Origin of the sequence: Rhodococcus sp. PAE-6 (assembly GCF_025290685.1) — a bacterium.
Classification (GTDB): Bacteria; Actinomycetota; Actinomycetes; order Mycobacteriales; family Mycobacteriaceae; genus Rhodococcus; species Rhodococcus pyridinivorans.
In genome coordinates, this window is record NZ_JAOCLZ010000001.1 from 469,679 (window position 1) to 484,643 (window position 14,965).

Sequence of the window (14,965 nt, forward strand, 5' to 3'; positions counted from 1 at the left end):
GGGGGAGGGAACAGGGCTCAGACGAACAGCGACAGGCCGAGCAGCGGCCAGACGAACCACGCGAACAACAGGACCAGCGCGGCGAGGAGCGGGCCGAGCCGCGCTGCCAGGCGCAACAGGTCGGAGGTCGAGTAGGTGGATGTGCCGGGCACGTCCGCGAACAGCGTCACGGGCTTGGCCGACGACGGCAGGGTGTGGCAGAAGCCTGCGGCGGCCGTCGAGACGAAGGCCGCGGCGAGCGGATCGACACCTGCGCTCGGGGCGAGTGCCACCACGACGGGAACGAGAACGGCGGAACGGGCCGAGCGCGACTGGATGACCAGGTGCGCCGCAGCGGAGATCACGACCACGACGACCACGAACAACGGACCGGCACCCTCTCCGCGCGAGGTGAGCGGGCCGAAAGCCGTCGATGCGAGCCAGTCCGCCGCGCCGCTCGTCGTCAGCGCGGTACCGATCGACAGCGTTGCCGCCATGAACAGCAGCAGAGGCCACGGCACGGTCTTCAGCGCAGGCGCGAGACGCACGGAGCCGTACCGCGGGGAGGTCGCGACGAGCGCACCGAGCAGCGCCACCACCGCCGGGTGGATGCCGTGTACGGGTTCGGTGCACCACAGCACCATCACCACGACCAGCAGAAGGGCGGCGCGGGATTCGGCGACGGAGAGCGGCCCGCAGACCGGGGTGTCGGCCTGCGCGCCGATGTCGGCGGCGGTGACGGTGAGGCGTCCGCGCCGATCGTCGGTGGAGGTGAACAGCAGCAGCACCAGTTCGGCGGCGGCGTGCGACGAGACGATCGCCAGCGGCAGGCCGAGGATCATCCAGGTCGCGAAGTCGAATCCGGTGCCGGTCGCCGTGACGAGGATCTGCGAGGTGATCAGGTGCGCACCGGCGCCGAGCAGCGACGCCACCGCCGACAGCAGGATCACCGTGGGGAAGAGCAACGCGAGTGCCCGCACCAGTCGTGGCCGGTCTGCGAGGACCGTCGCGAGCGCGACGAACACCGGGAGCACCAGTGCGGCGCGACCGGAGGTCGACGGGACCGCGAACGCGGTGACGATCAGCGCGGCCGTCACCAGGTGCACGAGCGCCCGCGGGCTGTGCGCCCCCGTCACCAGGAAGGCCGCGCCGCGCGTCGCCAAACCCGAGGACGCGACACCGGAGGCGATCACGAAAGCGGACAACAGGAGCCACACGACGTCGTCGCCGAGGGTCGCGAACAGTGCCTCCGCGTCGATGACCCCGACGACCGTGAGGGCCGCGGCAGCGCCGAGCGCCACATAGGTGTCGTCGATCCTCGTGAACACCCACAGCCAGACGGCCACGACGAACACGATCATGGTGACGGCGGCCGGAGGCGTCAGGTCGGGGTCGGTGCGCGTGAGATACACGAGGAGACCGACGGTGCCGGCGAGTATCCCGACCGCGACGATCCGGCCGGGCGTCGGGGCGGTGTGTCTGCGCGGCGGACGCTGCTGTGGCGCAACGGAGCTCGGCGGGACGGTGGCGTGGAAGGTCATCGCAACCGGTACCCCGCTCCGCGGATCGTCTCGACCCGGTCTCCCCCGATCTTGTTGCGCAGTGCGCGCACGTAGACGTCGACGACGTTGGACGCGGGATCGAAGTCGTATCCCCACACGTGCCCGAGGATCTGTTCGCGGGAGAGCACCTGCCCGCGGTGACGCAGGAAGACCTCGAACAGGGCGAACTCGCGGCTGGTGAGATCGGCGCTCTCCCCTGCGATCTCGGCGCGTCGGGCCCGCAGGTCCAGAGCCATGTCGCCGTCGCGGATCACCGCTGCCGGATCGGCAGCCGAGCTGCTGTCGCCGATGCGCAACCGGATGCGGGCGAGCAGTTCGGCGAACTGGAACGGTTTGCTCACATAGTCGTTGGCACCGCCCTCGAGCCCCGCGACGGTATCGGTGACGCTGTCTCGCGCGGTCAGCACGATCACGGGGGTCCGCACACCTTCACCGCGCAACCTCTCGAGGACGGTGAAGCCGTCCATGCGGGGCAACCCGATGTCGAGGATCACCAGATCGAAGGCGCCACTGCGAGCGAGCATCAGGGCGGTCTCGCCGTCGGTGGCGTCGGTGGTGGTGTATCCCGCTGCGCGCAGCCCCTTCTCGAGGAAGGCGGTGATGCGGGTGTCGTCTTCGGCGATGAGGATTCTGCTCACTGCGATGCGGTCCTTCGAGTCTCGGCTGTACCGGGGGAACCGGCCGTGCCGGTCGTGCCGGTCGTGCCGGTGGTTCCTGCGGGGTCTCGTAGGGGGAGGTCGATACCGAAGGTCGCGCCGTGCCCGACCGCGCTCTCGACCCAAGCCGAGCCGTGGTGCGCGTCGGCGATGGCGCGGACGATGGCGAGTCCGAGACCCGCCCCGCCTCGTTCGGCGGCGGGTCCGTGCCGGTCACCGGGGACGGTGCGTCCGCGGCGGAAGCGTTCGAAGATGCGTGCCGCGTCGTCCGGAGCGACCCCGGGTCCGGTGTCCCGGACCCAGATCCGGAGGTGCTCGGTGCCGTCGTGCTCGACGAAGACGGATCCGAGCTGGATGACGTCCCCAGGGTGGGTGTGCGTGACGGCATTGGTCGCGTACTGCAGCACGGCCTGGGTGACGCGTTGGGCGTCGATGTCGGCCATGCCCTCGGCGATCTCCATGAGCTGCCAGTCGCGGGTGCCGAGCATCTGCGCCTTGGCCTCGACGTCGAGCATGAGGTCGGTGACGTCGACCGGTCGTCGCTGCACGAAGTCGGGGCGCTCGGCCTTGGCGAGGACGAGCAGGTCGGTGACGATCCGCGCCATCCGGTCGAGTTCGTCCTCGACGAGCCGGATCGTCTCCTCGCGCGTCGCGTCGTCGGCGTGACCGAGATCCATGAGTTCGAGGTGCCCGCGGATCACGGTGATCGGTGTCCGCAGTTCGTGGCCGGCGTCGTCGACGAACTGCTGCTGCGTGGTGTAGGCCTGTTCGAGGCGGTCGAGCATCGAGTTGAAGGTCTGTGCCAGTGCGGCGATGTCGTCGCGTCCGTGCACGGGCACCCGACTCGTCAGATCCTTCTCGCCGATGGCGGCGGCCACCTCGCGCACCTGGCGGATCGGGGCGAGGATCTGTCCTGCGACCAGCCAGCCGATGATCGCCGTGAGACCGAGGCCGCCGATCGCGACCAATCCGATGGTGCGGGCGGTGTCGGCGACCTTCGCGCGCTGCTCGGCGGTGAACACGGCGACGATCAGCGCGCCCCGGTCGTCGCCGGAGGTGACGTCGGCGCGGGCCCAGCGCATCTGTCCACCGTCCACCTCGTGGACGCCCGAGCCGCTGGGGGCGTTGAGGATGCGCTCGAACATCACACCGTCCTCGGTGAGGTTCGCCGGCAGGTCGGGCCGGTCCACCGCGATACGGCGGTCGAAGAGCAGCGAACCGTCGACGACGCCGACGATCACCTCGCCCTCCGAGGTGTGCTGGCGGTTGAGATAGACCTCGAGCATCCGCTCCACGGAGGTGAACGGGAACGTCGTGGTGGGGTCGACGCCCTCGGCGGCGAATGCCCGGAATTCGTCGATCTCCTGAGTGATGTCGGCATTCGCATCTCGGTCGACGTGGTTGAGGAGCAGCACCCGCGCGGTGACGACGACGGCGACGAGCGCGACGGCCGTGGTCAGCAGGATCCAGCTGAGGATGCGCCACCGGGCAGGGAGAGCGGATCCGCGACCGGGGTGAGGGATGCGGAGGTGACCGGTGCGCTCCGTCCCGGCCGGCTTCCCGGACTCAGTCGTCATCGTCGTCCCAGTCGTCGTCCCCACTGTCGTCGCCGTCGTCGTCCCAGTCGTCGTCCCACTCGACCTGAGGGGTCGGCAGGGGCTGACGCGCGACGTCGGACCAGCCCGGGTCGGGAACCGGGGCCGGCACAACGGCAGGCGGGGATGTCTGCGTGCCGGGGACCGACGGTGCGGACGCCGACTCCTGCTCGGGTTCGGGTCGTACCTCGGGCGCCTCGGCCCCGGGGGACGGCGCCGCGGGCTCGGTCGTGGTCGGCACGACGGAGACGGTGACCGATGCATCACCGATCTCGGGGGAGCCCGCCGGTCGTGTCAGGGCCTGGCTCCCCCACGCGAGGGCCGCCGGGATCAGCAGCAGCGCTGCGATCACGAGCATGCGTTTCATCACCGGCATGGAGAACAGCATCCTGCACCGGAGTGAATCGATCGTGAAGACCGGATGAGAAGACTTTCATCTTCCCCGGCGCCGGACACGACGATCCGTGTCCGGCGGTCGCGATCAGCGCTCGGGTTTACGCAGCGCAGCCATGAACATGGCGTCGGTGCCGTGGCGGTGCGGCCAGAGCTGGACTCCCGGCCCCTCCCCGACCTGCGGCACGCCGGGGACGAGTTCGCGGGTGTCGAGCTGTTCGACACCGTGGCGGCGCACCGCGTCGGACACGACGGCGACGGTCTCCGAGACGTGCGGTGAACACGTCGAGTAGAGCACCACACCACCGGGACGCAGCAGTCCGATCGCCGATGCGAGCAGTTCCTTCTGCAGCCGCACGAGTTCGGCGACGTCGCCGGGTTGCCGTCGCCACCGCGCCTCGGGACGCCGACGCAACGCGCCGAGACCCGTGCAGGGTGCGTCCACGAGGATCCGGTCGTAGCCCGGCTCGAGTCCGGGCTCGCGCCCGTCGGCGATGTGCACGGTCACCGGCAGGTCGCGGGCGGTCTTGCGGACGAGTTCCGCGCGGTGGTCGACCGGTTCGACCGCGTCGACGGCGAACCCGTCGATCGCGGCGATGGCGCCGAGCAGCGCCGCCTTTCCGCCCGGTCCCGCGCACAGGTCGAGCCAGCGGCCCCGGTCCTCGCCGGCGAGGGGTGCGAGGGTGAGGGCACGTGCGACGAGCTGGCTGCCTTCGTCCTGGACTGCGGCCATGCCTTCCCGGACGGGTTCGAGGCGGCCGGGGTCGCCGTGCTCGAGGTGCACCGCATAGGGCGACCACGGTCCGAGCTCACCGCCGGTGACGAGCGCGAGTTCCTCCGCGGTGATAACCCCGGGCCGGGCGACGAGGTGGACGATCGGGCGCGCGTCGTCGGCGGCGAGGACGTCGGCGAGTTCGGAGGCATCCGATCCGAGCGCGTGGGCGAACGCTTGCGCGATCCACAGGGGGTGCGCGTACCGGAAGGCCAGGTGACCCACCGGGTCGCGGTCCGGGTCGGGGGCGATCAGCGTGATCCACTCTTCCTCCGAACGCTCACCCACACGACGAAGCACCGCGTTGACGAAACCTGCTCGGCCCGATCCGAATTCGGCCCGGACGAGGTCGACGCTCGTGGCGACGGCGGCGTGCGGGGCGACGCGCGTGCGCAGCAACTGGTAGGCACCCAGACGCAGTACGTCGAGCAGCGCGCCGTCGATCTCGTCGACGGGACGGTTCGCGGCGTCGGCGATCACGGCGTCCAGCAGGCCTCGCGCGCGGGCCGCGCCGTAGGTGAGCTCGGTGGCCAGGGCGGCGTCGCGCGCGTCGAGATGCCGCTCCCGGAGCAGCGACGGGAGAACGAGATTGGCGTAGGCGTCCCGTTCGCGCACGGCGCGCAGCACGTCCCGCGCGGCGACACGTGCGGGGTCGGCGGGAGGCTTCCACGGTCGGGGGGCGTGTTCGGACGCCGGATTGCGGTTCGGCTTCCCACCGCCGCTGCGTCCCCCGCGACCTGCGGGGTTCCGTCCTCCGGCATTGCGCTTGCCCCGCGGGGGCCTGCCGGATTCGCTCATCGCGCACGCACCTTCGGGTCGAGACGGGCGCCGCGCGCCCAGTCCGTGGCTGTCATCGCCTTCTTCCCGGGCGGTTGCACCGTCCCGAGCCGGACGGCAGTGGTAGCGGTACCGACGAGCACGCCGTCCTTGCGGATGTCGAGCTCACCGGGTTCGAGGGTCTCGTCGGTCACCGTCACGGGACCGATCTTCACGCGCAGGTCGCCGATCATCGTCCACGCACCCGGAGCGGGCGTGACGGCGCGAATTCGCCGGTCGACGACGTGTGCGGGGAGTGTCCACTGCACCTGGGCGGCCTCGACGGTGACCTTGGGCGCGTGCGAGACGCCGTCGGCCGGCTGCGGTGCGGGCGTGAGGATGCCGTCTTCGAGGCCGTCGAGGGTGGATTCGAGCAGCGTCGCACCGACCTCGGCGAGGCGGCCGAGCAGGTCGCCGGCGGTGTCGGTGGGACGGATCGTCTCGGTGACGACGCCGTAGACCGGACCGGTGTCGAGGCCGGCCTCGAGCCGGAAGGTGCTCGCTCCGGTGATCTCGTCACCGGCAGCGATCGCCGCCTGCACGGGCGCCGCGCCGCGCCAGGCGGGCAGCAGCGAGAAATGGAGGTTCACCCATCCGTGCACAGGGATGTCCAGGACGTCCTGCGGGATCAGGGCCCCGTAGGCCACCACGGGGCAGCAGTCGGGTGCGAGTTCGGTCAGTCGCGCGACGAACTCGGGGTCGCGCGGCGAGCGCGGCGTGAGGACCTCGATGCCGTGTTCGTCGGCGATCTGCCCCACGGCGGATCGCACGACCTTCCGGCCGCGACCGGCGGTGGTGTCGGGGCGGGTGACCACCGCGACGACCTCGTGGCGTGACTCGATGAGGCGGAGCAGCGACGGGACGGCGGGTTCCGGTGTTCCCGCGAAGACCACGCGCATGTCAGAGCACCGCCGAGCAGGAGGTGGGGTGCGCTGCGTGTGGACTGTGCGGGGATGTCACGGATGCTGCTCCAGTTTTCGACGGCGATGACCTCTCACAGTCTAGGGAGTCGACGTCGTGCGACCTGCATCACCGCGCCGGGCGGTCACCTCGCGGAGGCCGGCACCGGAGAGCATGGAGCTCAGGCGTCGGAGCCCGAGCGCCCGCGCTCAGGTGTTGGACTGGAGGATCAGTTCGGGGATACCGGTGCCGAGCGCGACGGTGGTGCACTCCCCGATCGCGTACCGGTCGGGGTCGAGCGCGTGCCGCGCGAGCTGCAGCGAGAAGGGGTCGTAGACCATGTTGAAGTGGCCGGTCAGATCTTGCGGGCACAGCTCCTGGATCACGTGATTGACGGCGCCCTCACCATGGAGTGCGACATTGCCGGCGGGCTGGATGACCTCGTCGACCTCGCTACCGATGGTCGTGTAGCGCACGCCGGGCACGGTGTCGGTGGGTGTGTTGAGTTCGGTGAGCAGTTCCGACCCCTGAAGCTGCTGCACGAGGGCGACGGAGAACTCGCCCTCGACGATGTCGGTCGCTCCGGGCAGCGCGGCGACGGCGGCCCCGATGCCGTAGAAGGTGCCTCCGTAGCTCGGCGACGCGATCCCCACCCACCGGTCGACGACCTCGCCACCCCCGAGTTCGTTGATGTAATAGCGGGCCACCGTGGCTCCCTGTGAGTAGCCGACGACGTCGACCTCCTCCGCACCGGTGGCGTCGAGGACCTCGGTGACGAACTCACCGAACTGTGCTGCGGAGACGCGGATGTCGCCCGTGCCGTAGTCCTCGGCACCGTCGGCGAACCCGTAGTTCAGGGCGAATACGCACCAGCCTGACGCGGCGAGCAGCGGCGAGAGCGCAGCGAAGTCGGAGTAGGCGTTGGAATCGGTGCCGTGCGCGAGCACCACCGGATGAGGGCGCTCCTCGGACGGCACGCACGCGAAGTCGTTGCTACCGGCGGGGGCGACATCGGGGTTGTTCTCGGCGTATTCGGCCGCTTCGGCGTGCCCGGTGGCCACCGGTCCCGCCGGGACGGGCACGCTGCTGTACGACCCTTCCCCGAGACCGAGGATCGGTCCGTCGTCGGACGGGAGCGGCTGCGCCGCCGCTGCGCCCACAGTCAGTGCCGCTGCACCCACAGTCAGCATCGCGACGACACACGCTCCGACGACACCACCGACACTCCGCCCGGCACCCATTCGTCCGCCCTCTCCTCCTGCGCCTCTCCGGCACCTACGGAAGTAGATCGGTCACAATCACCGGCTCCGTTACTGTGACAAATAACATCCCCGGCAACGCGTGTCGCTGTCGTCCGTATGTACGGCAGCAGCCGGCGGGTCTTGCTCTCGGTCCATGCCGGATCGACACTGGGAACAGCCTCCGTCGACGGACACTCCACCGATCCCGACGGATCCGCCGATACCCGAATCATGGGAATCGCGCACTCCGCCCTCCGCCGCGACCTCCTCCGCATGAGGTCGCCACCTCGACGAAGACATGGCAGCAGACCCACCGAGTGGCTCTCGCCCACCACGTGTTGTGGATGATGGATTTCCTTCACCATCACCACTGGTTCGAGGACCGTGGGCTCTATCCGCGTGTGATGCAGTGCAATCCCGACGCGGCACCGCTCGTGGAGAGGATGAACGCCGACCACCGCACCATCGAGCCTGCGATCGCCCCAGTCGAGGAGGCGGCACGCGATCTCCGCGCCGACCGCCCCGGCTCCGGCGAAGCACTCGGTGCAGCACTGTCCCGCTTGTCCGAGGTTCTGCTCCCCCATCTCGAACGTGAGGAGCGGGAGATGATGCCACTGGTCTCGACCAGCATCACCGACGCGCAGTGGCGCGCGTGGGACCAGGAGTTCAATATCGAGCCGAAGGGGATGCAGCAGCTCGGCAAGGAAGGGAACTGGCTCATCGACGGTCTCGACGACTCCTCGCGCGATCACGTCGTGCACCTCGTGCCGCCCGTACCGCGTTTCGTCCTGCTGCGCATCCTCGGCATACGACATCGCCACGACTTCGCGGCGCTGTGGAAGGGTACGGACGCCGCATCCATTCCGTCGCAACCGATTCCGAAAGCGGCCTAGGCCGGCAGTGGAGATCCGCGCCCCCTCCGCGGCCGGGTCAGCCGATACGCGGCGGATCCACCTGAACCCGCAGCGGACCGTCCGCGCGACGCGCCGTGCGGGTGGCCTGGGCGTCGCGCAGGGCGCGACCGAGTGCGCGACCGCGCTCGCGTGCGACCCGCACGATCATCCGGTGCACGTCCTCCGGTTCGGGTCCTTCGGATCCGAACGGCAGTCGTTGCCCCGGCGGGAGCGGCACGGGCCCGAGCACCTCGGCTCCCTCGGGCAGGTGTGTGGCCTCGAGCAGTTCGGCGACCGCCGCGGACGACCCGTCGATCGCGGCCATGTGGACCGCGGGCGGGAAACCGACCTCGGCTCGTTCGGAGACCTCGGACTGGGCGTGTCCCACAGGATCCCAACGCACGAGCGCCTGCACGGTGGGGATCCCGGAATCGGCGACGACCACGACCTGTCCCCCGTCGGCGAACGACCGTACGAGCGCCGATGCGGTGAGCCAGCGGCGCATCGTCTCCTCGGTGGCGCGCAGATCGGCACGGCCGAGCAGGGCCCACCCGTCCAGGAGCAGCGCCGCCCCGTAACCGCCCTCGGCGACGGGTTCGGCGCCCACGGTGGAGACGACGAGCGACGCCGAACCGGGCACGGTGTGCTTGACGTCGTTGCCGCCGGAGGTCACGACCGGCACGCCCGGGAAGGCGCGGCCCAGTTCTTCGGCGGTGCGAGCCGCCCCGACCACCACGGCCCGCAACGAGCGCGCGCCGCACGCGTGGCAGCGGTGACGCGCATCGGCGACACCGCACCAGCGGCATGCCGGGATCGCGGCACCGTCGGGACCGGCCGCCGTGGGCAGTGCGAGCGGGCCGTTGCAGTGCCGGCAGCGGGCGGGTGCCCGGCACTTTCCGCACGCGAGCGCGGGCACGTATCCGCGCCGCGGTACCTGCACGAGCACCGGGCGGTCGACCGCGAGAGCGGATCGGGCGGCGGCGAACGCGATGGCAGGCAGTCGCGCGGCACGCGCGGCCAGATCCCGTGCGAGTGCGTGGTCGCTGTCGGCGAGGGCCGTGACCTTCGGCGCGCACGCCCGTACGACGTCGCGGGGTGCCACGAGATCGTGTGCCCAGCCGGCCTCGACGAGCGCCTGGGTCTCCGCGGTGCGGGCGTGCCCGGCGATCACGATGGCGGCACCGACCGCGTGGGCGCGCAGAGCAGCCACTTCGCGGGCGTGCGGATACGGGGACCGTGGTTCGCAGTGCAGGTCGTCGCCGTCGTCCCACACCACGAGGAGCCCGAGATCGGGGGTCGGGGCGAAGACGGCGGCCCGGGTCCCGACGACGATGCGCGCGGATCCGCGCAGCGCCGCAAGCCAGCGTCGATACCGTTCGGCCGGTCCGAGGCCGGCGGCGAGGCCGACGACGTGATCGGCCCCGGCGACGTCTGCACACGCCTTCACGAGACGGTCGAGGTCACGCTGGTCGGGAACGACGAGCACGGCCGCCTTCCCCGAGGCGAGGGTCAGTGCGGCGAGTTCGGCGAGCCGTCGGGGCCAATCCTCACCGGGCAGCGCCTGCCAGGACGCGCGCGGGGCGCGGCCGCCGCCGAGCGCTTCGAGGAAGTTCTCGCCGTGCCGGTACCGGCCCCACGCGGCAGGATCGATCTCCGGAACAGGCGGAGGTTCCGGTGGGCGCGACGCCTCGGCTTCGACACGTGCGTGTCGCGGAGGTACCGCCAGACGCAGCACGTCGGCCCGGGTCCCGGCATAGCGGGTCGCGACTTCCTCTGCCAGAGCAGCGATCTCGGGCGTGAGGACCTGCTCGGACGAGACGACGCGGTCGAGTCGGCCGAGCTTGCCGGTGTGATCGCTCGTCGCGGCGCGTGCGAGCAGGAAACCGTCGACGAGACGTCCGGCGAAGCGGACGCGGACGCGGACGCCCGGGCGGGCGTCCGCGTCCAGGTCGCGCGGGATCAGGTAGTCGAACTCCCGGTCGAGGTGCGGAACCGGTAGCAGCGGGAGAACCCGCGCAACCGGATCGACCTCGGCGGCGTCGAAATCAGCAGCCACCCGGGCCCGATCGGAATCTACAGACCGGCGGCCGCGCGCAGCTTGTCGGCGCGGTCGGTGTTCTCCCACGGCAGGTCGATGTCGGTACGGCCGAAGTGGCCGTACGCAGCGGTCTGCGCGTAGATCGGGCGCAGCAGGTCGAGATCACGGATGATCGCGCCCGGGCGCAGGTCGAAGACCTCGCCGATGGCCTGCTGGATGCGGGCCGGGTCGGTCTTCTCGGTGCCGAAGGTCTCGACGAACAGACCCACCGGAGCAGCCTTGCCGATCGCGTAGGCGACCTGCACCTCGATGCGGTCGGCGAGACCGGCGGCGACGGCGGTCTTGGCGACCCAGCGCATCGCGTAGGCGGCCGAACGGTCGACCTTCGACGGATCCTTGCCGGAGAACGCGCCACCACCGTGGCGGGCCATGCCGCCGTAGGTGTCGACGATGATCTTGCGGCCGGTGAGGCCGGCGTCGCCCATCGGGCCGCCGAGGACGAACGATCCGGACGGGTTGACCAGCAGACGCACATCGGCCGTGTCGAGATCGGCCAGGTTCGGGTCGGCGAGCACCGCGTCGACGACGTGGGTGCGCAGATCCGGCGCGAGCAGGTTGTTCAGATCGATGTCGGCGGCGTGCTGCGTCGAGATGACGATCGTGTCGAGACGGACGGGCTTGTCGCCGTCGTACTCGATGGTGACCTGGGTCTTGCCGTCGGGACGCAGGTACGGCAGAACCCCCGACTTGCGGACCTCGGTGAGCCGGCGCGACAGGCGATGTGCGAGAGAGATCGGCAGCGGCATGAGTTCGGGCGTATCGGAGCAGGCGTAGCCGAACATCAGGCCCTGGTCGCCGGCGCCCTGGCGGGCGACCTCGTCGTCGGTGAGCACACCGCTGCGCGCCTCGTGCGAGACGTCGACGCCGCCGGCGATCTCGGGCGACTGCGCGCCGATCGCGATGTTGACACCGCAGGAGTTGCCGTCGAAGCCCTTCGACGACGAGTCGTAGCCGATCTCGAGCACCCGATCGCGGACGATCTTGGGGATGTCGGCGTATGCCGAGGTGGTGACCTCACCGACCACGTGCACCTGGCCCGTGGTGACGAGGGTTTCCACCGCTACCCGGGCACGAGGATCCTCGGTGAGGAGCGCGTCGAGAACCGAGTCGCTGATCGCGTCACAGATCTTGTCCGGATGCCCTTCGGTCACGGACTCACTGGTGAAAAGACGACCGCCGGTCTTGCTCACGAAACTCCCTCTCGACTGTGCGCCAGGCGCTGGACGGACAAACCGTATGGAGCATGCGCTCCCCGATCGGGTCGGCAGGACCCGATCGCAGTGCCGACGCTACTGCTCCGCAGGCGTCGGCGCGAGTATTGAAATCACCCGATTCTGCTGCGTTCCGCCAGCAGAGGTCCCAGCGCGTCGAGCACGCGGCTGGCCATGAGGGCCTTCGACCCGTGGGCGAGGGCGGTTTCCGAACCGTCCGCGGACAGCAACCAGCCGTTGTTGTCGTCGACCTCGAAGGCCTTACCTTCGCCGACGGCGTTGACGACGAGAAGATCGCATCCCTTGCGGGCGAGCTTCTCGCGGGCGTAGGTGAGCACGTCTCCGTGTTCGTCGCCGGTCTCCGCTGCGAACCCGACGATGACCGTCTCGGCGGACAGGCCGCCTTCGGCACGCGCTCGGACGAGACCGGCGAGGATGTCGTCGTTCTTCGTCAGCGCGATGGAATCGGGTTCGCCCTCACCTTTCTTGATCTTGCTGGTCGCGAAGGTGAAGGGCCGGAAATCGGCAACGGCCGCGGACATGATGACCGCGTCGGCACCCGAGGCGTGCTTGGCGACGGCGTCCTGCATCTGAGCGGCCGTCTGGACGCGCACGACGTCGACCGCGGCCGGGTCGTCGAGACCCGAGACGCTGCCGGCGACGAGCGTGACGTCGGCGCCGCGCTGAGCGGCGAGACGGGCGAGCGCGTAGCCCTGCTTGCCGGACGACCGGTTGCCGAGGAAGCGCACCGGGTCGAGGGGCTCACGGGTACCGCCGGCGGACACGACGATGCGGCGACCGGCGAGGTCGCGGGGCAGCGCGTCGGCCCGCTCGAGCAGCAGCGAGGCCAGATTGAAGATCTCGTCGGGTTCGGGCATGCGCCCGGCACCGGTGTCCTTGCCCGTCAGCCGACCCGAGGCCGGTTCGACGACCACGGCACCGCGGCGACGCAGCGTCGCGACGTTGTCGACGGTCGCGGGATGCTCCCACATCTCGGTGTGCATCGCGGGCACGAACATCACGGGGCACCGCGCGGTGAGCAGGGTGGCCGTGAGGAGGTCGTCGGCGCGACCCGCGACCGCCCGCGCCATGAGGTCGGCGGTGGCCGGAGCGACGACGACGAGGTCGGCCTCCTGGCCGAGCCGGACGTGCTGCACCTGCGGCACCTCGGCGAACACACCGGTCTGCACGGGATTGCCGGAGAGCGCCTCGAAGGTGGCGCGCCCGACGAATTCGAGGGCGGACTCCGTCGGGACGACCCGCACGTGGTGTCCGCTCTCGGTGAAGGCCCGGATCAGTGCGCAGGACTTGTAGGCGGCGATGCCACCGGCGACACCGACGACGATGCGGCGGCGCTGCACGGATCCGGCCTCGCCGCTCGAAGCGGGGTTGCTCACTCGCCTTCGGTGTGCTCGAGCAGATCCGAGTGGATCTCGCGCAGGGCGATCGACAGCGGCTTCTCCTGCAGACCCGGCTCCACGAGGGGGCCGACGTACTCGAGGATGCCGTCGCCGAGTTGGTTGTAGTAGTCGTTGATCTGGCGTGCCCGCTTGGCGGCGTAGATCACCAGCGCGTACTTCGAGGAGGCGCGCTCGAGCAGCTCGTCGATAGGCGGGTTGGTGATACCCGTGGGGGTGTCGTAGACCGGAAGGGTGTTGCCCTCGAGGTCGGTCGCGGCTGCCTGGATGCTGCTCACTCGGTGTTCTCCTGAGAGGTCGCGGGATGGGAGGGCGCCGGAACCGGCAGCCGGATGCGCTCGAGGCGCGGACGGATCAGTCGGCTCCGGGTCCAACCAACAAGGATACCAATTCATCGCAGGCCCGGTCGACATCGTCGTTGACGATCACGACGTCGAACTCGTCCTGCGCGGCCAGTTCGCTGCGGGCGGTATCGAGCCTGCGAGCGACGACCTCGTCGGTTTCGGTGCCTCGGCCGGTGAGGCGCTCGACGAGCACCTCCCAACTGGGCGGGGCGAGAAAGACGAGGACCGCGTCCTGCATCGCCGCACGGACGGCCCGCGCTCCCGCGAGGTCGACCTCCACGAGCACCGGATGCCCCTCGGCGAGTGCGTCGAGCACCGGTTTGGCCGGAGTACCCGATCGCTGCAGGCCGCCATGGATGTCGGCCCATTCGAGCAGTTCACCGGCTTCGATCATCCGGTCGAACTCGGCGCGGCCGACGAAGTGGTAGTCCACCCCGTCCACCTCACCCGGTCGCGGGTCCCGGGTGGTGGCCGAGACACTGAAGTGCAGATCCGGGATCCGGCTCCGCAGAAGGCGTACGACGGTCGACTTACCCACCGCGGAGGGTCCGGCCAGTACCACCAGCCGGCCCCTCCGCGTTGCGGGTGCGCTGTCCGTCACGGGTCGTGCGTCAGCTACCACGTGCTCAGGCGTCGAAATCGAACCTGGCGAGCAGGGCCTTGCGCTGACGGTCGCCGAGGCCGCGCAGACGGCGGGTCGGGGCGATCTCCAGCTCGGTCATGATTTCCTGCGCCTTGACCTTGCCGACCTTCGGCAGGGCCTCGAGCAGCGCCGACACCTTCATCTTGCCGAGGATCTCGTCGTTCTCGGCGTCCTTGAGCACCTGCTTGAGGTCGGTGCCGCCGCGCTTGAGGCGCTCCTTGAGCTCAGCCCGGGCACGACGGGCAGCAGCCGCCTTCTCCAGAGCAGCGGCGCGCTGCTCATCGGTCAGCTGGGGAAGGGCCACGGTTCCTCCGTCTCATCGTTGGCTTTCGAGTCTTCACCGCTGTAACCAGCGGCGATAGCGACCGTACTCACGACCACCGACGAATGCGAACCCACCCCCCGGCGATCCGCTCGAAAATCCGTGCGGTAGTGCACGCCGTT

General features: G+C 70.2%; 14 protein-coding genes. 1 reads left to right on the plus strand and 13 read right to left on the minus strand.

Annotated elements, in window-relative coordinates; all coding sequences use genetic code 11:
• Positions 1–17: 17 nt before the first annotated feature.
• From NVV99_RS02120 to NVV99_RS02150, 7 genes are all read right to left on the minus strand, one after another.
• A complete protein-coding gene (locus NVV99_RS02120; protein ID WP_006551462.1) occupies positions 18–1,520 on the minus strand; it encodes an SLC13 family permease in 1,503 nt (500 codons plus the stop codon).
• Positions 1,517–2,179: a response regulator transcription factor gene (locus tag NVV99_RS02125; protein ID WP_006551461.1), complete on the minus strand. Its 663-nt coding sequence runs from the start codon at positions 2,177–2,179 to the stop codon at positions 1,517–1,519. The genes NVV99_RS02120 and NVV99_RS02125 overlap by 4 nt, the downstream gene beginning before the upstream one ends.
• Positions 2,176–3,774 carry a cell wall metabolism sensor histidine kinase WalK gene (locus NVV99_RS02130; protein WP_024100793.1) on the minus strand — a complete coding sequence of 533 codons (1,599 nt, stop codon included), beginning with the start codon at positions 3,772–3,774 and terminating at the stop codon, positions 2,176–2,178. Before NVV99_RS02130 ends, NVV99_RS02125 begins: the two co-directional genes overlap by 4 nt.
• A complete protein-coding gene (locus NVV99_RS02135) occupies positions 3,764–4,168 on the minus strand; it encodes a hypothetical protein (RefSeq protein ID WP_228045031.1) in 405 nt (134 codons plus the stop codon). The genes NVV99_RS02130 and NVV99_RS02135 overlap by 11 nt, the downstream gene beginning before the upstream one ends.
• A 105-nt stretch (positions 4,169–4,273) precedes the next feature.
• The gene (locus tag NVV99_RS02140; protein ID WP_024100792.1) at positions 4,274–5,755 is read right to left on the minus strand and encodes an RsmB/NOP family class I SAM-dependent RNA methyltransferase; all 1,482 of its coding nucleotides are present in this window, start codon (positions 5,753–5,755) and stop codon (positions 4,274–4,276) included.
• On the minus strand, positions 5,752–6,672 hold the full coding sequence (gene fmt / locus NVV99_RS02145) for a methionyl-tRNA formyltransferase (protein WP_024100791.1): 921 nt from the start codon (positions 6,670–6,672) through the stop codon (positions 5,752–5,754). The genes NVV99_RS02140 and fmt overlap by 4 nt, the downstream gene beginning before the upstream one ends.
• 210 nt (positions 6,673–6,882) lie before the next feature.
• Positions 6,883–7,914 carry a triacylglycerol lipase gene (locus NVV99_RS02150; protein WP_006551456.1) on the minus strand — a complete coding sequence of 344 codons (1,032 nt, stop codon included), beginning with the start codon at positions 7,912–7,914 and terminating at the stop codon, positions 6,883–6,885.
• Positions 7,915–8,231: 317 nt separating this feature from the next.
• On the opposite strand from NVV99_RS02150, the gene NVV99_RS02155 reads away from it, so the two are divergent.
• Positions 8,232–8,807 carry a hemerythrin domain-containing protein gene (locus NVV99_RS02155; RefSeq protein WP_260782745.1) on the plus strand — a complete coding sequence of 192 codons (576 nt, stop codon included), beginning with the start codon at positions 8,232–8,234 and terminating at the stop codon, positions 8,805–8,807.
• Between the two features lie 37 nt (positions 8,808–8,844).
• On the opposite strand, the gene NVV99_RS02160 is transcribed toward NVV99_RS02155, so the two are convergent.
• From NVV99_RS02160 to mihF, 6 genes are all read right to left on the minus strand, one after another.
• Positions 8,845–10,863, minus strand: a complete 2,019-nt coding sequence (locus NVV99_RS02160; protein ID WP_024100790.1) for a primosomal protein N' — start codon at positions 10,861–10,863, stop codon at positions 8,845–8,847.
• 17 nt (positions 10,864–10,880) lie between these two features.
• Positions 10,881–12,095, minus strand: coding sequence for a methionine adenosyltransferase (gene metK, locus NVV99_RS02165; protein WP_024100789.1), 1,215 nt, complete (start codon positions 12,093–12,095; stop codon positions 10,881–10,883).
• 134 nt (positions 12,096–12,229) lie between these two features.
• Positions 12,230–13,513 carry a bifunctional phosphopantothenoylcysteine decarboxylase/phosphopantothenate--cysteine ligase CoaBC gene (gene coaBC / locus NVV99_RS02170; RefSeq protein ID WP_041803329.1) on the minus strand — a complete coding sequence of 428 codons (1,284 nt, stop codon included), beginning with the start codon at positions 13,511–13,513 and terminating at the stop codon, positions 12,230–12,232.
• Positions 13,510–13,812 carry a DNA-directed RNA polymerase subunit omega gene (gene rpoZ, locus NVV99_RS02175; protein WP_006551452.1) on the minus strand — a complete coding sequence of 101 codons (303 nt, stop codon included), beginning with the start codon at positions 13,810–13,812 and terminating at the stop codon, positions 13,510–13,512. The genes coaBC and rpoZ overlap by 4 nt, the downstream gene beginning before the upstream one ends.
• A 76-nt stretch (positions 13,813–13,888) precedes the next feature.
• On the minus strand, positions 13,889–14,440 hold the full coding sequence (gene gmk, locus NVV99_RS02180; RefSeq protein ID WP_041803328.1) for a guanylate kinase: 552 nt from the start codon (positions 14,438–14,440) through the stop codon (positions 13,889–13,891).
• Between the two features lie 64 nt (positions 14,441–14,504).
• Complete coding sequence (gene mihF, locus NVV99_RS02185; RefSeq protein WP_006551450.1) at positions 14,505–14,825, minus strand: integration host factor, actinobacterial type; 321 nt, start codon at positions 14,823–14,825, stop codon at positions 14,505–14,507.
• Between the last annotated feature and the right edge of the window lie 140 nt (positions 14,826–14,965).